An 18,494-nucleotide genomic window follows, 5' to 3' on the forward strand; every position below is an offset into this window, starting at 1 on the left:
GAGCTTGCCTCGCGATCTTTGGGGCTTTTAAAAGATCGCGAGGCAAGCTCGCTCCTACAGGTTGGATGCGTAATAAACCGAATTGATTGAATGGCGCGGTCCGGTTGTGATCGCGTTTAAGACTGCTGGAGGTCGAATTGGACAAGAACATGAAAATCCTCATCGTTGATGATTTTTCAACGATGAGGCGGATCATCAAAAACCTGTTGCGTGACCTCGGGTTCACCAACACGGTCGAGGCGGATGACGGCACCACGGCGATTCCGATTCTCAATCTGGGGCATATCGACTTTCTGGTCACCGACTGGAACATGCCGGGCATGACCGGTATCGACTTGCTGCGCCACGTGCGTGCCGACGAAAAACTCAAGCACTTGCCGGTCTTGATGGTCACCGCCGAAGCCAAGCGCGAGCAGATCATCGAGGCTGCCCAAGCCGGTGTGAACGGTTATGTGGTCAAGCCATTCACCGCCATCGCCCTCAAGGACAAGATCGAAAAGATCTTTGAACGCATCGGTTGAACGGTTCCCCGGGGGGCACTATGGAGCGGCAGGAATCAACAGTGGGCGAGTTTGAATCGACCCTCAAAAAACATGCTCAAGAACTGGTAGAAAGCCTTGAAAAAGGCCAGTTCGGCGACGCGGTACAGCTGATTCATGAACTGAACCAGACCCGCGATCGTGGCCTTTATCGTGAAGTCGGCAAGCTGACGCGTGAATTGCACAGCGCGATTGTCGATTTTCATATTGATCCGACCATGCCGCGCGCCGAAGAAGTGTCGCAGATCACGGATGCGACCGAGCGCTTGGCTTATGTTGTGAAGCTGACGGAAGCCGCCGCTAACCGGACCATGGATCTGGTCGAGAACTGCACGCCGCTGGTCAATGGCCTTGGTCAGGAAGCCAAGGCTCTGAGCGCGGACTGGGGGCGTTTTATGCGCCGCGAAGTCGGTGCTGAGGAGTTCCGCGAGCTGGCGCGTCGGGTAGACAGTTTTTTGACGCGCAGCGAAGCCGAACAGCAGATCGTCTCCAGTAACCTGACTGACATTCTGCTGGCCCAGGATTACCAGGACCTCACCGGTCAGGTGATCAAACGGGTCACGCAGTTGGTCACCGACGTCGAGCAGAACTTGCTCAAGTTGGTACTTATGGCCAGCCAGGTCGATCGCTTTGCCGGGATCGAGCATGACCACGAAGCGCTGCGTGCTGAAAATAATTCGCAAAAAAACCTGGCGAAGGGTGAAGGTCCGCAGATTCATGCCGATAAGCGTAGTGACGTCGTGTCCGGCCAGGATGATGTAGACGATTTGCTGTCCAGTTTAGGTTTCTAGGTCTTGAGTAGGCGTGCGGGCGCTGTTGTCCGGCGCTGAAAGGTCCTCCTTCAAGGAGCACACACATGAGCTTCGGCGCCGATGAAGAAATCCTTCAGGATTTTTTGGTTGAGGCCGGCGAAATTTTAGAGTTGCTGTCTGAACAACTGGTCGAGCTGGAAAGCCGACCGGATGATGCTGACTTGCTCAATGCTATTTTTCGCGGTTTTCACACTGTAAAAGGAGGCGCCGGCTTCCTGCAGCTCAATGAGTTGGTGGAGTGCTGCCACATCGCCGAGAACGTGTTCGACATCCTGCGCAAGGGTGAGCGCAGCGTCGACGCGGAACTGATGGACGTGGTGCTTGAGGCCCTGGACGCGGTCAACGGGATGTTTGCCCAAGTGCGCGAGCGTAGCCCGATCACCGCCGCCAGCCCCGAGTTGCTGGCCGCGTTGGCGCGTTTGGCCGAGCCTGCCGCCGCACCGGCAGCGGTCGAAGCGCCTGCTGCGGTGGTCGAGGCCGTGTCGATCGACAGCAGCGGCGACATTACCGATAACGAATTTGAACAACTGCTCGACTCGCTGAATGCGGTCAAAGCGGATGCGGCGCTTGTCGAACAAGCCCCTGAAGACGCGACCCTGAGTGACGAAATCAGCGACGCCGAGTTCGAGTCATTGCTCGATCAGTTGCACGGCAAAGGCCAGTTCTCTGCGAACGCCGTGGCCACGCCCGCAGCCGCTACAGCTCCGGCAGCGTCAGCTGCGGCCAGCAATGAAATCACTGACGATGAATTCGAAGCGCTGTTGGACCAGTTGCACGGCAAGGGCTCGTTCAGCGCAGAAGCCCTTGAGGCTGTCGCTACTACCCCTGCTGACGTTGCGGCTGAACCCGTCGCGGACACCCCGGCAGCCCACATCACCGATCAAGAATTTGAAGCGCTGCTCGACGAGTTGCATGGCAAAGGCCAGTTTTCGGCCGAAAGCCCAGCGGTTGCCGCGACGGTCAGTGCGGCTGCAGCGCCGGTCGCCAACAAGGTCGAAACCAAGCCCGAAGCCAAGCCTGCCGCCCCGCGCCCGGCGCCCGCCCGGGCAGCACCGGCACCGCAGGAAAAACCGGTGGCCAGCGAGGCCGAAACCACGGTGCGGGTAGACACCGCGCGGCTCGACGAAATCATGAACATGGTTGGCGAACTGGTGCTGGTGCGTAACCGCCTGGTGCGCCTGGGCCTGAGCATTCATGACGAGGCCATGGCCAAGGCGCTGTCCAACCTCGACGTGGTCACCGCAGACCTGCAAACCTCGGTCATGAAGACCCGCATGCAGCCGATCAAGAAAGTTTTCGGCCGCTTCCCTCGTCTGGTTCGCGATTTGGCCCGTCAGCTGAAAAAAGAAATCAGCCTGGAACTGGTGGGCGAAGACACCGACCTCGACAAAAACCTCGTGGAGGCGCTGGCCGACCCGTTGGTGCACTTGGTGCGCAACGCGGTTGACCATGGCTGTGAAACCCCTGAAGAGCGTGAAGCCGCGGGCAAGTCGCGGTGCGGGCGGGTGGTGCTGTCCGCCGAGCAGGAAGGCGACCATATCTTGCTGTCGATCTCTGACGACGGCAAAGGCATGGACGCCAATGTGCTGCGCGCCATCGCCGTCAAAAAAGGCCTGATGGACAAGGACGCCGCCGATCGCCTGAGCGAAAACGACTGCTACAACCTGATCTTTGCCCCGGGCTTTTCGACCAAGACCGAGATTTCTGACGTGTCGGGCCGTGGCGTGGGCATGGACGTGGTGAAAACCAAGATCGCCCAGCTCAATGGCTCGTTGGCCATTGAGTCGACCTTGGGCAAGGGCTCAAAAATCGTCATCAAGGTGCCGCTGACCCTGGCGATCATGCCAACCCTGATGGTCATGCTGGGCAATCAGGCGTTTGCCTTCCCGCTGGTCAACGTCAACGAAATTTTCCACCTGGACCTGTCGCGCACCAACGTGGTCGACGGCCAGGAAGTGGTGATCGTGCGCGACAAAGCGTTGCCGCTGTTCTACCTCAAGCGCTGGCTGGTGGCCTCGGCCGCCCATGAAGAGCAACGCGAAGGGCATGTGGTGATTATCTCGATTGGTACCCAGCGCATCGGCTTTGTCGTCGATCAACTGGTGGGCCAGGAAGAAGTGGTGATCAAACCGTTGGGCAAAATGCTTCAGGGCACGCCGGGCATGTCGGGCGCCACCATTACCGGTGACGGTCGCATTGCCTTGATCCTGGATGTGCCGAGCATGCTCAAGCACTACGCCTCGCGGCGTATTTGATTCTCGTAGCAGGGCGCGCCAGCGTGCCCTGCCGCCTAACGGAGTGTTTATGGTAGTCAAGGTCCTGGTGGTGGACGATTCTGGGTTTTTCCGCCGTCGTGTGTCGGAAATTCTGTCGGCTGACCCGACGATTAAAGTGATCGGCACCGCCACCAATGGCAAGGAAGCAATTGATCAGGCGTTGGCGCTCAAGCCCGACGTGATCACCATGGACTACGAAATGCCGATGATGGACGGCATCACCGCGGTGCGCCACATCATGCAGCGCTGCCCGACGCCGGTCTTGATGTTCTCGTCGCTGACCCATGAAGGCGCGCGCGTGACCCTCGATGCGCTGGACGCCGGGGCCGTGGACTTCCTGCCGAAAAATTTCGAAGACATCTCGCGCAACCCCGACAAGGTCAAACAGCTACTGTGTGAAAAGGTCCATACCATTTCGCGCAGCAACCGGCGCCTGTCCAGCTACAGCGCGCCGCCGCCCGTTGCCGCACCGGCACCTGTGAGCCGTGCGCCGCTGGCTGGGGCGCCTGCGCCTGCCCCCGCGCCGACCCGCACCACACCGATTGCCAGCCGTGCGGCGCCAGCCCCGGCCGCTCATTCGCCTGCACCCAAACGCAAGCCTTACAAGTTGGTGGCCATTGGCACGTCAACCGGTGGCCCGGTCGCGTTGCAGCGGGTATTGACCCAGTTGCCGGGCAATTTCCCGGCGCCCATTGTGCTGGTGCAGCATATGCCGGCGGCGTTCACCAAAGCCTTTGCCGAGCGTCTGGACAAGCTGTGCCGCATCAGCGTCAAGGAAGCCGAAGACGGCGACACCTTGCGCCCCGGGCTGGCCTTGCTGGCACCGGGCGGCAAACAAATGATGATCGACGGTCGCGGCATGGTACGGATTCTGCCGGGCGATGAGCGCCTGAACTACAAGCCCAGTGTCGACATCACCTTTGGCTCGGCGGCCAAGACCTACGGTGACAAAGTTTTGGCGGTGGTCTTGACCGGCATGGGCGCAGACGGCCGTGAAGGCGCGCGCTTGCTCAAGCAGGGCGGCAGCCAGGTGTGGGCGCAAGACGAAGCCAGCTGCGTGATCTACGGCATGCCCATGGCCATTGTTAAGGCCAACCTCGCTGACGCGGTGTACAGCCTTGATGACATGGGCCGCCACTTGGTTGAGGCGTGTCACTGATGGACGTGCTCAGCCTGATCGGCATCATCATGGCCTTTGTCGCGATTATCGGCGGCAACTACCTCGAAGGCGGGCACCTGGGCGCGCTTGCCAATGGCCCGGCGGCACTCATCGTTTTGGGCGGCACCATTGGCGCCGCACTGTTGCAGTCGCCCATGAGCGCCTTCAAGCGGGCGATCCAGACCGTGGGCTGGATTTTCTTCCCGCCGCAGATCGACATGGCGGGCGGCATCAACCGCGTCGTCAACTGGAGCCTCACGGCGCGCAAGGAAGGCTTGCTGGGCCTTGAAGGCATGGCCGATTCCGAGCCCGACAGCTACTCGCGCAAGGGCCTGCAACTGCTGGTGGACGGGGTTGAACCCGAAGCCATTCGCAGCGTGCTGGAGGTCGACTACATGACCCAGGAAACCCGTGACATTGAAGCCGCCAAAGTGTTTGAGTGCATGGGCGGTTATGCGCCGACCATCGGCATCATTGGCGCGGTGATGGGCTTGATCCATGTGATGGGCAACCTGGCCGACCCGACGCAGTTGGGCAGCGGCATTGCCGTGGCGTTTGTGGCGACCATTTACGGGGTGGCCAGCGCCAACCTGGTGTTGCTGCCCATTGCCAGCAAGCTCAAGGCCATTGCGTTGCGCCAGTCGTTGTACCGCGAGATGTTGCTTGAAGGCATCCTGTCGATTGCCGAGGGTGAGAACCCGCGGGCCATCGAACTCAAACTCCAAGGGTTTACGGGGTAACGATGAGCCGACGCCGCCGCGCTGCTGAAGAGCACGTCAATCATGAACGCTGGCTGGTGTCCTACGCAGACTTCATCACCTTGCTGTTTGCCTTTTTTGTGGTGATGTACTCGATCTCGTCGATTAACGAAGGCAAGTACAAAGTGATCTCGCAGGCGCTGGTGGGGGTGTTCAACGACACCGAGCGCAGCATCAAGCCGATCCCGGTGGGCGAAGAGCGCCCGCTGACCACCAAGCCGGCCGAGCCGCTGATCAAAGACAGCGAAAACACTGACGCGGGGTTGGGCCAGGCCCAGGACGATCCGCTGAAAACCATCGCCAATGACATCACCCAGGCCTTTGGCGACTTAATTGCCTCGCACCAGCTCACCGTGCGTGGCAACGAGCTGTGGGTCGAGATCGAACTCAACTCCAGCCTGCTGTTTGGCAGCGGCGATGCGATGCCCAATGACCTGGCGTTCAGCATCATCGACAAGGTGGCGGCGATCCTTAAACCCTTCGACAACCCGATTCACGTCGAAGGGTTTACCGATAATCTGCCGATTCGTACTGCGCAATATCCCACCAACTGGGAGCTATCGTCAGCGCGCTCGGCGAGCATTGTGCGCATGCTGGCGATGCAAGGCGTAGACCCGGGGCGCATGGCGTCGGTGGGCTACGCCGAGTTTCAGCCGGTGGCCAATAACGCAACGCCAGAAGGGCGTGCGCTCAACCGTCGCGTGGTGCTGGTGGTGTCACGCAACCTGGAAGTGCGTCGCAGTTTGACCAGCAGCGGCGCCGCCAACGTCACACCGGATGCCGCTTTGAAGCGTGCTGGCACACAAACTGCACCGCCACGATCAACGCCGCTGGTTCGAGGGAATGCCGTCAATTCCCCGTCACCGTCCCTATAAGTGCATGGCAATTCTCGGTCGGCACGCGTGCAACCGGGAGGAATAACTGAATGAGAGTCTGGACTGTAGCTAATCAAAAAGGTGGGGTCGGCAAGACCACCACCTCCATCGCCCTGGCGGGTTTGCTGGCCGAGGCGGGCAAGCGCGTGGTCGTGGTCGATCTCGACCCGCATGGCTCCATGACCAGTTATTTCGGTTATGACCCGGACGCCCTTGAGCACAGCAATTACGACCTGTTCTTGCACAAGGGGCAGGTGCCCGACGGCCTGACCGCGCAACTCCTGTTACCCACCAGCAACGAGCAGATTGCCTTGTTGCCGGCCAGCACCGCACTGGCAACGCTTGAGCGCCAATCGCCGGGCCAGAGTGGCCTGGGGCTGGTGATCGCCCGTGCCCTGGCGCAACTGTGGCAGGACTACGACTACGCGATCATCGACAGCCCGCCCTTGCTCGGCGTGCTGATGGTCAATGCATTGGCGGCCAGCCAGCAGTTGATCATCCCGGTGCAAACCGAACACTTGGCCCTGATGGGCTTGGAGCGCATGGTCAACACCCTGGCGATGATCAACCGCTCGCGCAAACAGGCATTGCCGTTCTGCATCGTGCCGACCCTGTTTGACCGCCGCACCCAGGCTTCCATGAGCACCTTGCGGGTACTGCGTGACTCACACCCCGAAACGCTGTGGCAGGGCTTTATCCCGGTCGACACGCGTCTGCGTGACGCCAGCCGGGCAGGGCTCACGCCTTCGCAGTTCGACGGCAAAAGCCGGGGTGCGATTGCGTATCGCGCGTTGCTCAAACACATGTTGACCCAGCAACTCACACCGCAGCCGGTGTGAGCTGGGCGTGCATTCAAGTATCTGCATGGCGTGGCCGATAACCCTTAGAGGTCATGGTCGCGCCAAGGTTGAGTGAGGCACCTGATGAAGCAACCGGTCGCGCTGTCTACAAGCCCGCAAGTAGCCTTGCAGGCTTACCTGGACAACTTGCTGTTTGATACAACCGAAGAGGCGCTGCAAGCGCCGGAGCCTGTACTGACGGCCGAGCCCGAGGCGCTGGACGAATTCGCCGCTGCGGTGCTGGAAGAGCAAGTCCGTGATGCCCGCCTGACGCCTCAGGAGCCTGTGCAGGAACTGGCGGTGCCGGTGCCGTTGTCAGAGGTGCTGCCGAATGCCGACTTACTGGCGCCACCGCTGCTCGACGTGCCGCGCCCTAACGCAACCGGCACCCGCTTGCCGGTGCAGGACGATGGTCGCCCGGCGTGGGCCAGCGAGCCGTTTGAATGCCTGTTGTTCGATGTCGCAGGTCTGACCCTGGCGGTGCCGCTGGTGTGCCTGGGTTCGATTTACGCGTTGCACAATCGCGAGTTGACCCCGCTGTTTGGTCAGCCTGACTGGTTTTTGGGCATTCTGCCGAGCCAGAGCGGCAAGCTCAACGTGCTCGACACGGCGCGCTGGGTAATGCCGGAGCGTTACCGCGACGATTTTCGTGAAGGACTGCAATACGTTATTTCGGTTCAGGGCTATGAATGGGGGCTGGCGGTGCATCAGGTCAGCCGTTCATTGCGCCTGGACCCTAACCAGATCAAATGGCGTTCGCAGCGCGGGCAACGCCCGTGGTTGGCGGGCACTGTGATCGAACACATGTGCGCGTTGCTGGACGTGGCAGAACTTGCCGACTTGATCGCCAGCGGCGCGACCCGCCATCAGGTGGATACATAAATGACCGGGCTTGAGCGCGGTTAGACAACACACACCGTTAAGTTTTTAGTCAGGGGTTTGGGGTATGAAGCAATCAGCCGCACAGGGTTCCGATGATCCGATCCTGCAATGGGTCACCTTCAAGCTGGACAACGAGACCTACGGCATCAACGTCATGCAAGTGCAGGAAGTGCTGCGCTACACCGAAATTGCCCCGGTGCCGGGTGCGCCAGCCTATGTGTTGGGCATCATCAACCTGCGCGGCAACGTGGTGACCGTCATCGACACCCGTCAGCGTTTTGGCTTGTACAACGCTGAAATCACCGACAACTCACGCATCGTCATCATCGAAGCCGACAAGCAAGTGGTGGGCATTCTGGTCGACAGCGTGGCGGAAGTGGTGTATCTGCGTCAGTCTGAAATCGAAACGGCGCCGAACGTGGGCAACGACGAGTCGGCCAAGTTCATTCAAGGCGTGTGCAACAAGAACGGCGAGTTGCTGATTCTGGTTGAGCTGAACAAAATGATGACCGAAGACGAGTGGTCAGACCTGGAGAACATCTGATTGATCCTTGAGGTGGCGGTAATCGTGCTGGCCCTGCTGTGGGCTGCGAGCCTGTGTGCGTTTGTGCTCTACGTGCGCAAACAGCGCGTGGCCGCCGTGCAGCAGGCCGAGGCCGACGCCCGCCGCGACCGCCGCCTCAAGGAACTCAGCCGCCGTCTGGATACTTACCAGAACGGCAACGTGCAAATGGGCGAAGAACTGCACGAAATGCGTTCGGTGGTGGCCCCCCTGCCCGAAAAACTCACCCGCCTTGAACAACGCGACCCTACCAGCCTGTCCTTTGACCAGGCCGCGCGACTGGTCGGCATGGGCGCCAGCGTCGACGAACTGACCCAGTCCTGTGGCCTGACCCAGGCCGAGGCCGAGTTGATGAGCAAGATGCACAAGGGTTGAAACGGGACGTCTCTTAGTCCGCAGCGTATTGATAAAATATTGTTTCTTTAGAGTGAGTATTTAGGCGTTTCGGATGTTTTTAAGTGAGTTGTGAATATGAATAAGTCGGTTTTGTTTGTTGTACATTATCTGGTGGCTTAATTTATTTAATTCATAATTATGCCTTTCACTTCTTTGGTTTGTTGGTGTGTTTAGTAGTTGTTTTTTTTTGCTTTCAAAGTAAATATTGGTGGCGTCAAATGCGGTGGTGTCTACTGCGGAAGGGTGGCCGGGTGGGCCAGGGAAATAATAGGGTTCTATGTTGGGTCGAGGCTTTACATTAAATTTGTAAATTGCTTGAGCATCTGTATACGCTTTATTGATATCGATAGTCGATGAGGGTGTCTCATAGACTGAGACACGACCTATAAATTCACCCCGTTTTTCAGCGTCGACGGCTAGATAATAATCTAACCTTTTTTTAAGTGCACTCTGAGTGTTGCTGAACGCCTGTTTTGCGCGCTCAACTGCAGTCTTTGCAGGCTTGACTCTTGGTATTTTAGTGACTAAGGAAGCTATCTTCTTTATGGGAATATTGCCCGACGGGTCATTCCAGTTAATGGGGTCGTTTCTACAATAGGCATAAGCATTTATGCCTCCGCCCTCAAAGGGGCTCATGGGGTCAGGGCTATTGAATCTCATCAGTACGGGATTGAAAGCGCGAGTGCCATTGCCCAATAAATAATGTCCGGTCAACGACTCGCAACGCTCGCCATTAAAACCTAATAGACTGACGAACCCGCTGTGATCGGACTGATATCCGTAAAGGGTATAAGTAAGGGTATTAAACTGTGTTTCTGTTATTGCTTGAGTCACCGAACCTTGTGGGTCATTGGCTAATAGAATGTTTTCCCGTTGAGGTCCTTGTTGGCGAAACTGTGCCAAGCTGTTTTTGTCGTATTGGAACAGCGAATAACTGGCCGGTCCTTGAATGTCTGTCACAAGTTTATTGGCGCAATAAAAGCGTTGTCCGCTGGCTTGCGTGTCTGACAAACAACTCATCAATCGATCCAGCGGATCATAACGATACATAGCGGCCATGCCCGGAACTCCTGTCAGGTAAGTTCAAGATCGCAGAATCGGTTGTATGAATGGCGTTGTCTACTAGCAGAACTGACAGGTAGATCATGGTCATTGTCTGCGACGTGAACTCAACACAACCCCTGCACAAATTCCAGAAACGCCCGCACTTTAGCCGCCGGTAAATGCCGCGACGGGTAGAACGCGTACAGCGGAAAACGCTCATCGGGCCAGTCGGGGAATACGTCTACCAGGCGCCCGTCCTTGAGCGCGGGCGCCAGCCCCAGATCGAGCATTTGCGCCACCGCGTGACCGTGCTCGCACACGCTGTACAAGGTGCTGGCGTCGTTGATGATCAACCGGCCATTGGTGGGCACGATGAGTATGTGCCCGTCGCGATGAAACTCCCACGCAAACGGTCGTCCGGTCTGTGTGTCGCGAAAGTCGATGCACACGTGCTGGCCGTGTTCAAGGTCCTGCGGCCTGTCAGGGCGCCCGTAACGCTGGAAATACGCGGGTGCGGCGACGGTCAGTACGCGCACCTCCATGAGCTTGCGCGCCACCAGCGAAGACGACTGCGGGTGGCCAAAGCGAATGGCCAGATCAAAGCCGTCAGCCACCAGATCGCCCAGTTGGTCTTTGGTGTGCAAGTCCAGCTGCAATTGCGGGTGGCGGCGCATGAACTCGCCCAATACCGGGCCCAGTACCAGCCTTGAGAAATACGGGTCGATATTGACCCGCAAGCGCCCGCGTACGGTCAGCGCGCTGTCAGCCGCCGAATTGGCCGCGTCTTCAAGCCCGGCCAGCAGCGGGGCGACTTCCTGATAAAAGCGACACCCTTCATCGGTCAATTGCACCGAGCGCGTGGTGCGGTCGAACAGGCGAATGCCCAAGCGTTTCTCCAGCCGCGAAATTGCCCGGCTTACCCCGGAAGGCGTGATGTCCAGCCGGTCGGCGGCCTTGGCAAAACTGCCGCTGTCGACCACCGCGCTCAACACGCCCATGCCGCTGGCCAAACCCGGATCAAAGCTCATTAGTGATTACCTGTCACGTATGCAATGACACTGATGCTATCGAAGAATCAGGTGTCTGCGCTTGATAATTTCTGCCAACACAACAGCCGTTGTTTGAGTTGAGGAGAGGCACATATGTACGCAGTCACAGGCATTACCGGGAAAGTGGGTGGCGCTGTCGCGCGGGCATTGCTAGGTGCCGGTCAGCCGGTGCGGGCGGTGGTGCGCAGTGCCGAAAAAGGGCTGCCTTGGGCCCAATTGGGTTGTGAGCTGGCGCTGGCAGAAGTCGACGATGCCCAGGCCATGACGCAGGCGTTTAGCGGTGTCGACGGGGTGTTCATCATGTTGCCGTCCAACTTCGACCCTTCGCCGGGGTTCCTTGAGGCGCGGGTGCTGGTCGACAACATTCGCCAGGCACTGCAATGCGCCCGGCCGGGCAAGGTGGTTTGCCTGTCAACCATCGGCGCTCAGGCCGCACAGCCCAACCTGCTGAACCAGTTGCAGCTACTTGAACAGGCTTTGGGGTCGCTGGCCATGCCGGTGACGTTTCTGCGCCCCGGCTGGTTTATGGAGAACGCCTTGTGGGATGTCGCCCCGGCGATTGAGAGCGGGTTGATCCCAAGCTTTCTGCAGCCGTTGGACAAGCCGGTACCCATGATTGCCACGGCGGACGTGGGGCGGGTAGCTGCCGAGTTGTTGCAGGAGACCTGGCAAGGGCAGCGCATTGTTGAACTGGAAGGCGCGCAGCGTATTACCCCGAACCAGATTGCCGAGACCTTCGCCCGCTTGCTCGACAAACCGGTGAGCATGCAGGTCGTGCCGCGTGATCGCTGGCAGGCGCTGTTTAGCGAGCAGGGCATGCGCAACCCGTTGCCACGCATGCAGATGATCGATGGCTTCAACGAAGGCTGGATCGAATTTGCCGGCACGCCGCGCAAAGAGCAGGTTGAGCTTGAGACGGTGTTGAAGGGGCTTTTGCTGTAGCTGCAGCTCCATCTTCGACACCACGCTGTCGCGTAGTAAACAGGCCACCGATAATCTTCAGCATCCCCCAATCAGTTCCCTCTCCTTCGGGAGAGGGCTAGGGTGAGGGGGCTCTTGATCTGGGTAGATAAAACCTGCGTTCGGCCAGCGTGATTTAACGGGGCCTCCTGGATCAACAGCCAGATCAAGATCAAAAGATCGCGAGGCAAGCTCGCTCCTACAGGGGAGGGGTATAGATCGTAATTTACGGCTGCAACAACGCACTGCTCAGCGCTGCAACCATCCGTGGTTTGGCGCTGTGTGCGTGGCTGATCAGGACGATCTCGCGGTGGTAACGCTCGTCGCCCACGGGCTCTGCCACGCAACCGCTGGCCCAGCGTTCAAAGCCGGACCAACGGGGCACCAGGCTCACGCCCAACCCTTCAGCGGTCAGCAGGGCTATTGTTTCCAGGGCGTCCAGTTCCAGCACGGCGGTAGGCAGCAAACCGTGGTCTTGCAGGTACTGCGAAGCATGCCGGGCGCCCCAGGCGTCGGGGTCGTATTGAATGTAGGGCTGGCTCTGCAAACGCAGGTTGACGCTCTCGGGCGAGGTTTCACGGGCAATAAACACCAAGGGTTCCCGGCGCAACAACTGCGCATTAAACCGCTTGGCCAGATCAAATGGCGGTGCTACCACAATCACGGCATCCAGCTCATTGGCTTCTAATGCCTGAAACAGCGAGCGCGAGGTGCCCGGCACAATGATCGGCTTTAGCTGCGGGCTTGTGCCGGTCAAGGTGCGCAAAGCAGCTGGCAGGATGCCAGTGAGCGCGGTTGAAATCGCGCCGATGCGCAACGGGCCGGTCAGCCCCTCAGCGTCGGCATCGCCGGCCAGCAGCGCTATTTCATGGGTGATGCGCCGTGCTCTGGGCAATAAGTCCAGGCACGCGGCGCTGGGCTTGGCCTCATGCCCGACGCGCAGCAACAACTCCAGCCCCAGTTGGCGTTCCAGCGCGACGATGCGCTGGCTGATCGCGGCCGCGGTCAATCCTTCAAGGCGTGCGGCCTTGGCAATGGATCCGCATTCCACCACTGCGATCAGGCTTTTCAGGTAGCGCGTATCCATAAGAATTAATTTCGTTCTGGAAAAAAATAACAGGTTATCTCTTTTGAGCATGACGCGGCATGCTTTCTGCCCCGATCATGTGGCCGCATCCGGCTCAAGGAGCTTGCTGTGAAATCGCTATTTCATTTCGCTTACCACGTTCACGATTTGGCCGCTGCGCGTGGGTTCTATTGCGGGGTTTTGGGCTGCATCGAGGGGCGCAGCACTGAGACCTGGCTGGACATCAGCTTTTTCGGCCATCAATTGTCACTGCATCTGGGCGAGCCGTTTGCCGTCACTAACACTGGCAAAGTGGGCGAGCATTGGGTGCCCATGCCGCATTTTGGGGTGGTGCTGGAAATGCCGGACTGGCTGGCGTTGAAAGCGCGGCTGGAGGATCGCCGCGTCGACTTTGTGATGGTGCCTACCCGACGCTTTGTGGGAACGCCGGGTGAACAGGCGACGATGTTTTTTCTTGATCCGTCGGGCAATCCCATTGAGATCAAAGGATTCACCGATTGGTCATCGGTGTACGCCGTTTAACACCCTTAAAGCCAAGAGGTGAGTTCAACCATGAGCCTTCTAGACACCGCCGATGCCGGGATGATTGCCGAGCAGGTGCGCACTGCGCGTATCAGCCCCGCCGAAGTTGCTGAGCATTTTTTGGCGCACACCCATGCGCGCGAAGCTGACATCCAGGCCTTTGTTTCGCTGGACCCCGCCGCGCTGCGCACGCAAGTGGCGCAGTTGAAAGGGCCTGCACTCAACGGTTTGCTCGCGGGTGTGCCGGTGGGCGTCAAGGACATCATTGACACCCATGATCATCCCACGTGTTTTTACTCTCCGATCTATCAAGGCAACCAACCCTCGCGCGATGCCCATGTGGTGACGCTGCTGCGCCAGGCGGGCGCGCTGATCATGGGCAAGACCCATACCACCGAGTTTGCTTATATGCAGACCGGGCCAACGCGTAACCCCCATGACCTGAGCAGAACACCCGGTAGCTCCAGCGCCGGTTCTGCTGCGGGCATGGCGGCCGGGTTTTTTCCTCTGGCGCTGGGCACGCAGACCGCTGGATCGTTGCTCAAGCCTGCGTCGTACTGTGGCTTATATGCGTTCAAACCGTCCTACGGGCTGGTCTCTCTGGAGGGGATCAAGCCGCTGGCGCCGAGCTTTGACACGTTGGGCTGGTATGGGCGCTCGGTGGGGGATCTGGCTTTGGTTGCGCAGGTGCTGATTCCGGGGCTGACCAGCAGCCCTAGGGCGAGCGGGCGCAGAGCGTTTGGATTTTGCCGCACGTCACGCTGGGGCGACATTGAACAGCCGGTGGCCGACGCGTTGTTGGCGTCACTCGAGGTGCTCAGCGCGGCGGGGCACACGGTGACGCAGGTCGAGTTGCCCGAGGCGTTTGCCGGGGTGTTTGACGACCATCTGTTGATCAACGATTGCGAGGGTGCGCGTTCGCTGGCTAAAGAATGGCAAGCCAGCCCTGAGTTACTCAGCCCGCAGGTAGTGGCCATGATCGAGCGGGCCCAACAGACCACGTGGCAGCAGGAAACCGCCGCCAAGGCCCGCCTGGCCGCGCTGGTCCCGGTCCTCAAAGCGCTGTTTGCTCCTTATGACGCCATGCTCGGGGCCAGCTGCGGCATGGTCGCGCCCCTGGGGCTGGAGGCCACAGGGCCGTCTGACTTCTGCAAGTTTTGGATGGCATTTGGCTTGCCGCAGATCAACCTTCCGCTGCCCAGAGCGCCGGGCGAACTGCCGGTCGGGCTGCAAGTGGTGGGAGGTTTTCGCAGCGACAGCCAACTGCTGGACGCGGCGCAGCACGTCGACAGTGCGCTGAACGGTGGGGTTACGGCGGCGTGATGTCGCGCTCCACCGGCCCTGCATCCGGGTCAAATCCTTGTGGGTATTTGCCTTTTAGCTGCCAGGCAAAAGCAATGATTTCAGCCAGGGTTCGGTACAGCTCCTGGGGGATGCTGTCGCCCAGCTCCATGCGCGCCAATAATCTGACCAGCTCAGCATTCTCATAAATAGGCACTTCGTACTCGCGGGCCAGTGCGAGGATGGCTTCGGCCAGTGCGTCGTCGCCTTTGGCGGTCAGGGTGGGCGCCTGTTTGCCGTCGTACTTGAGGGCAATCGCCTGACGCGGTTCGGGGGGTGTGCTCATGCGGTTTCGTCGACCCAGCGTTGTTCAAGGGGGGTATGGCCATGGGCGGGCGGAGTGCCCTGATGGCAATCGAGATCGGTCACGCTGAGCCCCGCGTCCTTCAGGCGCTGGCGCAGCACGTCCAGTTGGCTGGCGATCAGTTCGGCGGTGGCGCTGTGTTGCGCCCACAACTGGCCGGACAGGTTGCCGCGCAGCAGTTGCGCCTGCACATGCAGCGGGCCCAGCGGCGTGAGGTCAAAGGCCAGTTCAACCCGCCACAGTTGATCTTTGCTTTCGCGGTGTTCGCGTTTGTCTTCAGGCCCTTGCTCGGGCGGATCTTCACGCTGGAACTTGACCTGCAACGGCACGATGTCGTGGGCGTTGCGCAGGGGGATTTCCAGTTGCCAGGTGGTCAGCAGGCTACCGTCTGCGGTGCGCCCGCTTTGCTCCAGGCTCGACAATTGATGGCTTTGCAGGCGCGAAATGGCAGCGGCGGCGAGCTTGAGCAGGTTTTCCAGGCTGTCTTCGCCTTCGCCCCGTTGCAGCAGGCGCGGCGGCAGCGGAAAACCGCCCGGCTGCGGTTTGGCGCTGACTTGCCCAAGCATGCCCAGTGCATTGCGCACAAACGTCGGCAGGGCTTGCGCCTGGGTGCTGGCGGCGACACCGGGGTTGAAAGTGGGGTTAGCCGGCACGCCGGGTACCATTTGCGCAATGAGTCGCAACAAGGTGGCTTTCATGTCGGGGGCGAGGTTCTGTAACTGCCCATCGAGCAGCTTGGCTTCGAGAAATGCGCCGCTGTTGAGCAGGGCATTACTGAGTGTGGCGGGGTTGCTCAGTTGTTGCGGCGTAAGCAAGCCGCTCAACAACTTGTCGATAGAGGCGCGCAAAGCGTCGGGCATGCTCTCGCTGGGTGGAAGTTTCTGCAGGGCGTTCAACAGGCCGTCGAGCGAGCCCTGGCGGCTTTGTTGGGCAGCCAGTTGCTGGGTAATCGCCAGTTGGTCTTGGCGGCCGCTCAGGGGTACGAAGTTCAGGCTCTGGCTGCCTTGCACTTGCGCGGTCAGCAAGCTGTCAACGCGCAAAGGTCGCGGGCTGTCGACGGTCAGGGTGCTGCCGCTCAAGGCGCTATTAAGCAAGGTCACCAGTGAGCGATAGACGGCCGGTTGCCCGGCGGCTTGCGCCAACACCTGGGTGCTCAGCACTTTGCCTTGTACTAACGTGCCCACCGGCAGTTGCTGCGGATCAAGGCGGGTGAGGGCGCTGGCATTGTTGCTCAGGGCTTGTTGCAGGCTGATCGCCAGGCTGGCGGGTGAAGGTTGCGTCACCGACAGCAGCGTGCCCAGAGGCAACGGCTGGTTGCTGCTGACCTGCACGTTGGTTTGGCGGCCGCTGTCCAGGGTCAGCTTGAGCAGCAGCTGAAACACCGCATCGCCCTGTTTAAGTGACAGCACTTGCGCCTGGGCGCTTTGCCCCGGACTGATCAAACCCTCGAGCGGTTGCAGCAACTTGAGCACTTCACCGCCTGCTGCACCGGGGCGTACGGGATTGGACGCAGCAGGTGGGATGGGTGGAATATTCATGTCGCTTTTCATTGTTACAACCTTATGAATATGCCCTCTTTAGAGTAGGACATGGCATGTATAATGCTGCCCCATCGTTTAAGGTGCCTAAAAACAACACAATTCTTTGATCCAGCTCTCTTAAACAGGCCGCAAATGTATCTATCCTGCATCACTTTAACGGCCACGCCCGGGCCGACTTGAACCGTGAAGGCCTCAACGACGTGACCAGCCCTCTTTTAGAAACCGTATCGCTGACCTGTGAGCGTGACGGGCGCCTGCTATTTGAAAATCTCGAATTGCGACTCAGCTCCTGCGACATGCTACAGATCAGCGGCCCCAACGGCAGCGGCAAGACGAGCCTGCTGCGCTTGTTGGCGGGCCTGATGCAGCCCACCGAGGGCGAGATTCGGCTGAGCGGGCAACGGTTGAACGAGCAGCGTGCAGAACTGGCCAGCAATCTGCTGTGGATCGGCCATGCGGCCGGGATCAAAGATTTGCTGAGCGCCGAAGAAAACCTGCATTGGCTGTGCGCCCTGCATCGTCCGGCGAGCCGTGAGGCGATTTGGGCCGCATTGGCCGCCGTGGGCTTGCAGGGGTTTGAAGACGTGCCGTGCCATACCTTGTCGGCCGGGCAGCAGCGGCGCGTTGCTTTGGCCCGGTTGCACCTGGACAGCCCGGCGCTGTGGATTCTCGACGAGCCGTTTACTGCGCTCGACAAACAAGGCGTTGCGGCCCTTGAAGAACACTTGGCCAGCCACTGTGAGCGGGGCGGCATGGTGGTGTTGACCACGCACCATACCTTGACCCGCACACCTGCCGGTTATCGCGACATTGATCTGGGGCAGTGGGCCGTATGAGTGTGTTTGCATCGTTGTTGGCCCGTGAAGCGCGCTTGTTGTTTCGCCGCCCGGCCGAGTTGGCCAACCCGCTGGTGTTCTTCGCAATTGTGATTGCGATGTTCCCGCTGGCGGTTGGCCCGGAGTCTCAATTGTTGCAAACCTTGTCTCCCGGACTGCTCTGGGTGGCAGCGCTATTAGCGGTTTTACTCTCGCTGGACGGGCTGTTTCGCAGTGATTTCGAAGACGGTTCACTGGAGCAGTGGGTCCTTTCGCCGCACCCTCTGGCGCTACTGGTGTTGGCCAAGGTGCTGGCACACTGGGCGTTTTCCGGGCTGGCACTGGTGATTTTGTCACCGTTGCTGGCGCTGATGCTGGGATTGCCGGTGGCCTGTTTGCCGGTGCTGTTGTTGTCGTTGTTGCTCGGAACGCCCGTGCTGAGCTTGCTCGGCGCGGTGGGCGCCGCGCTGACCGTGGGGCTTAAACGCGGCGGCTTGCTGTTGGCGTTGCTGATTTTGCCCTTGTATATCCCGGTGCTGATTTTGGGCAGCGGGGCTTTGCAAGCAGCTTTGCAAGGCATGCCTGCGACCGGTTATCTGCTCTGGCTTGCCAGCCTGACCGTGCTGGCAGTCACCCTTACACCTTTTGCAATAGCGGCCGGCCTGAAGATCAGTGTCGGCGAATAAATAATGAGGTCTGGCCCTGCACAGGCCAGTAAAGACCCGCGCGTTGA

20 protein-coding genes are annotated in these 18,494 nt (G+C 59.6%); 15 read left to right on the forward strand and 5 right to left on the reverse strand.

Features of this window, described 5'->3' with window-relative positions; all coding sequences use genetic code 11:
• Positions 1-149 precede the first annotated feature (149 nt).
• The 10 genes from QMX84_RS08410 to QMX84_RS08455 all read left to right on the forward strand — a co-directional run bounded on the left by QMX84_RS08410 (position 150) and on the right by QMX84_RS08455 (position 9,077).
• Positions 150-521: a chemotaxis response regulator CheY gene (locus QMX84_RS08410; RefSeq protein ID WP_162207692.1), complete on the forward strand. Its 372-nt coding sequence runs from the start codon at positions 150-152 to the stop codon at positions 519-521.
• A gap of 20 nt (positions 522-541) precedes the next feature.
• On the forward strand, positions 542-1,330 hold the full coding sequence (locus QMX84_RS08415) for a protein phosphatase CheZ (RefSeq protein WP_262122986.1): 789 nt from the start codon (positions 542-544) through the stop codon (positions 1,328-1,330).
• Positions 1,331-1,395: 65 nt separating this feature from the next.
• Positions 1,396-3,606 (forward strand): chemotaxis protein CheA, encoded by a 2,211-nt coding sequence (locus QMX84_RS08420; RefSeq protein WP_282363580.1) that lies wholly within the window; start codon positions 1,396-1,398, stop codon positions 3,604-3,606.
• Positions 3,607-3,655: 49 nt separating this feature from the next.
• Positions 3,656-4,786 carry a chemotaxis response regulator protein-glutamate methylesterase gene (locus QMX84_RS08425; protein WP_282363581.1) on the forward strand — a complete coding sequence of 377 codons (1,131 nt, stop codon included), beginning with the start codon at positions 3,656-3,658 and terminating at the stop codon, positions 4,784-4,786.
• Positions 4,786-5,526, forward strand: a complete 741-nt coding sequence (locus tag QMX84_RS08430) for a flagellar motor protein (RefSeq protein WP_048390386.1) — start codon at positions 4,786-4,788, stop codon at positions 5,524-5,526. Before QMX84_RS08425 ends, QMX84_RS08430 begins: the two co-directional genes overlap by 1 nt.
• 2 nt (positions 5,527-5,528) lie before the next feature.
• Positions 5,529-6,419 carry a flagellar motor protein MotD gene (gene motD, locus QMX84_RS08435; RefSeq protein WP_262122979.1) on the forward strand — a complete coding sequence of 297 codons (891 nt, stop codon included), beginning with the start codon at positions 5,529-5,531 and terminating at the stop codon, positions 6,417-6,419.
• A gap of 50 nt (positions 6,420-6,469) precedes the next feature.
• Complete coding sequence (locus QMX84_RS08440) at positions 6,470-7,258, forward strand: ParA family protein (protein WP_048371367.1); 789 nt, start codon at positions 6,470-6,472, stop codon at positions 7,256-7,258.
• 84 nt (positions 7,259-7,342) lie between these two features.
• Entirely contained in the window at positions 7,343-8,140 is a 798-nt protein-coding gene (locus QMX84_RS08445) for a CheW domain-containing protein (protein ID WP_282363582.1), read from the forward strand.
• A 64-nt stretch (positions 8,141-8,204) separates the two neighbouring features.
• On the forward strand, positions 8,205-8,684 hold the full coding sequence (locus QMX84_RS08450) for a chemotaxis protein CheW (protein WP_262122976.1): 480 nt from the start codon (positions 8,205-8,207) through the stop codon (positions 8,682-8,684).
• Positions 8,685-9,077, forward strand: a complete 393-nt coding sequence (locus tag QMX84_RS08455; RefSeq protein WP_048371360.1) for a DUF2802 domain-containing protein — start codon at positions 8,685-8,687, stop codon at positions 9,075-9,077.
• A gap of 60 nt (positions 9,078-9,137) precedes the next feature.
• Here the strand turns inward: QMX84_RS08455 and QMX84_RS08460 are convergent, their stop codons facing one another.
• On the reverse strand, positions 9,138-10,157 hold the full coding sequence (locus QMX84_RS08460) for an RHS repeat-associated core domain-containing protein (protein ID WP_282363583.1): 1,020 nt from the start codon (positions 10,155-10,157) through the stop codon (positions 9,138-9,140).
• Between the two features lie 110 nt (positions 10,158-10,267).
• Entirely contained in the window at positions 10,268-11,170 is a 903-nt protein-coding gene (locus tag QMX84_RS08465; protein WP_262122972.1) for a LysR family transcriptional regulator, read from the reverse strand.
• 114 nt (positions 11,171-11,284) lie between these two features.
• Here QMX84_RS08465 and QMX84_RS08470 point away from each other — a divergent pair, with 114 nt between their 5' ends.
• Positions 11,285-12,133 (forward strand): NmrA family NAD(P)-binding protein, encoded by an 849-nt coding sequence (locus QMX84_RS08470; RefSeq protein ID WP_282363584.1) that lies wholly within the window; start codon positions 11,285-11,287, stop codon positions 12,131-12,133.
• Positions 12,134-12,377: 244 nt separating this feature from the next.
• Here QMX84_RS08470 and QMX84_RS08475 read toward each other — a convergent pair whose 3' ends face one another.
• Positions 12,378-13,238 (reverse strand): LysR family transcriptional regulator, encoded by an 861-nt coding sequence (locus tag QMX84_RS08475; RefSeq protein ID WP_262122968.1) that lies wholly within the window; start codon positions 13,236-13,238, stop codon positions 12,378-12,380.
• A 108-nt stretch (positions 13,239-13,346) separates the two neighbouring features.
• On the opposite strand from QMX84_RS08475, the gene QMX84_RS08480 reads away from it, so the two are divergent.
• Together QMX84_RS08480 and QMX84_RS08485 are read left to right on the forward strand one after the other, a co-directional pair.
• Positions 13,347-13,760, forward strand: coding sequence for a VOC family protein (locus tag QMX84_RS08480; RefSeq protein WP_262122966.1), 414 nt, complete (start codon positions 13,347-13,349; stop codon positions 13,758-13,760).
• Between the two features lie 30 nt (positions 13,761-13,790).
• Positions 13,791-15,083, forward strand: coding sequence for an amidase (locus tag QMX84_RS08485; RefSeq protein WP_282363585.1), 1,293 nt, complete (start codon positions 13,791-13,793; stop codon positions 15,081-15,083).
• Here QMX84_RS08485 and QMX84_RS08490 read toward each other — a convergent pair.
• Positions 15,070-15,387 carry an EscU/YscU/HrcU family type III secretion system export apparatus switch protein gene (locus QMX84_RS08490; protein ID WP_123751615.1) on the reverse strand — a complete coding sequence of 106 codons (318 nt, stop codon included), beginning with the start codon at positions 15,385-15,387 and terminating at the stop codon, positions 15,070-15,072. The two genes, QMX84_RS08485 and QMX84_RS08490, sit on opposite strands and share 14 nt — an antisense overlap.
• Positions 15,384-16,955: a flagellar hook-length control protein FliK gene (locus QMX84_RS08495; protein ID WP_262122962.1), complete on the reverse strand. Its 1,572-nt coding sequence runs from the start codon at positions 16,953-16,955 to the stop codon at positions 15,384-15,386. Before QMX84_RS08495 ends, QMX84_RS08490 begins: the two co-directional genes overlap by 4 nt.
• Before the next feature lie 191 nt (positions 16,956-17,146).
• On the opposite strand from QMX84_RS08495, the gene ccmA reads away from it, so the two are divergent.
• Together ccmA and ccmB are read left to right on the forward strand one after the other, a co-directional pair.
• Positions 17,147-17,782: a cytochrome c biogenesis heme-transporting ATPase CcmA gene (gene ccmA / locus QMX84_RS08500; protein WP_282363586.1), complete on the forward strand. Its 636-nt coding sequence runs from the start codon at positions 17,147-17,149 to the stop codon at positions 17,780-17,782.
• On the forward strand, positions 17,779-18,447 hold the full coding sequence (ccmB, locus tag QMX84_RS08505) for a heme exporter protein CcmB (RefSeq protein WP_048390373.1): 669 nt from the start codon (positions 17,779-17,781) through the stop codon (positions 18,445-18,447). The genes ccmA and ccmB overlap by 4 nt, the downstream gene beginning before the upstream one ends.
• Positions 18,448-18,494: the final 47 nt, after the last annotated feature.

This window comes from Pseudomonas sp. PS01297, assembly GCF_029959305.1.
GTDB lineage: Bacteria > Pseudomonadota > Gammaproteobacteria > Pseudomonadales > Pseudomonadaceae > Aquipseudomonas > Aquipseudomonas helleri.

Excerpts from the sequence above, each read along its gene's own strand:
- QMX84_RS08410 (WP_162207692.1), top strand. The coding sequence starts at position 150 with ATGAAAATCCTCATCGTTGATGATTTTTCAACGATGAGGCGGATCATC.
- QMX84_RS08430 (WP_048390386.1), top strand. The coding sequence starts at position 4,786 with ATGGACGTGCTCAGCCTGATCGGCATCATCATGGCCTTTGTCGCGATT.
- QMX84_RS08460 (WP_282363583.1), bottom strand. The coding sequence starts at position 10,157 with ATGGCCGCTATGTATCGTTATGATCCGCTGGATCGATTGATGAGTTGT.
- QMX84_RS08450 (WP_262122976.1), top strand. The coding sequence starts at position 8,205 with ATGAAGCAATCAGCCGCACAGGGTTCCGATGATCCGATCCTGCAATGG.
- QMX84_RS08415 (WP_262122986.1), top strand. The coding sequence starts at position 542 with ATGGAGCGGCAGGAATCAACAGTGGGCGAGTTTGAATCGACCCTCAAA.
- QMX84_RS08470 (WP_282363584.1), top strand. The coding sequence starts at position 11,285 with ATGTACGCAGTCACAGGCATTACCGGGAAAGTGGGTGGCGCTGTCGCG.
- QMX84_RS08445 (WP_282363582.1), top strand. The coding sequence starts at position 7,343 with ATGAAGCAACCGGTCGCGCTGTCTACAAGCCCGCAAGTAGCCTTGCAG.
- ccmB (WP_048390373.1), top strand. The coding sequence starts at position 17,779 with ATGAGTGTGTTTGCATCGTTGTTGGCCCGTGAAGCGCGCTTGTTGTTT.
- QMX84_RS08490 (WP_123751615.1), bottom strand. The coding sequence starts at position 15,387 with ATGAGCACACCCCCCGAACCGCGTCAGGCGATTGCCCTCAAGTACGAC.
- QMX84_RS08420 (WP_282363580.1), top strand. The coding sequence starts at position 1,396 with ATGAGCTTCGGCGCCGATGAAGAAATCCTTCAGGATTTTTTGGTTGAG.
- QMX84_RS08485 (WP_282363585.1), top strand. The coding sequence starts at position 13,791 with ATGAGCCTTCTAGACACCGCCGATGCCGGGATGATTGCCGAGCAGGTG.
- motD (WP_262122979.1), top strand. The coding sequence starts at position 5,529 with ATGAGCCGACGCCGCCGCGCTGCTGAAGAGCACGTCAATCATGAACGC.
- QMX84_RS08495 (WP_262122962.1), bottom strand. The coding sequence starts at position 16,955 with ATGAAAAGCGACATGAATATTCCACCCATCCCACCTGCTGCGTCCAAT.
- QMX84_RS08465 (WP_262122972.1), bottom strand. The coding sequence starts at position 11,170 with ATGAGCTTTGATCCGGGTTTGGCCAGCGGCATGGGCGTGTTGAGCGCG.
- QMX84_RS08440 (WP_048371367.1), top strand. The coding sequence starts at position 6,470 with ATGAGAGTCTGGACTGTAGCTAATCAAAAAGGTGGGGTCGGCAAGACC.
- QMX84_RS08475 (WP_262122968.1), bottom strand. The coding sequence starts at position 13,238 with ATGGATACGCGCTACCTGAAAAGCCTGATCGCAGTGGTGGAATGCGGA.
- QMX84_RS08425 (WP_282363581.1), top strand. The coding sequence starts at position 3,656 with ATGGTAGTCAAGGTCCTGGTGGTGGACGATTCTGGGTTTTTCCGCCGT.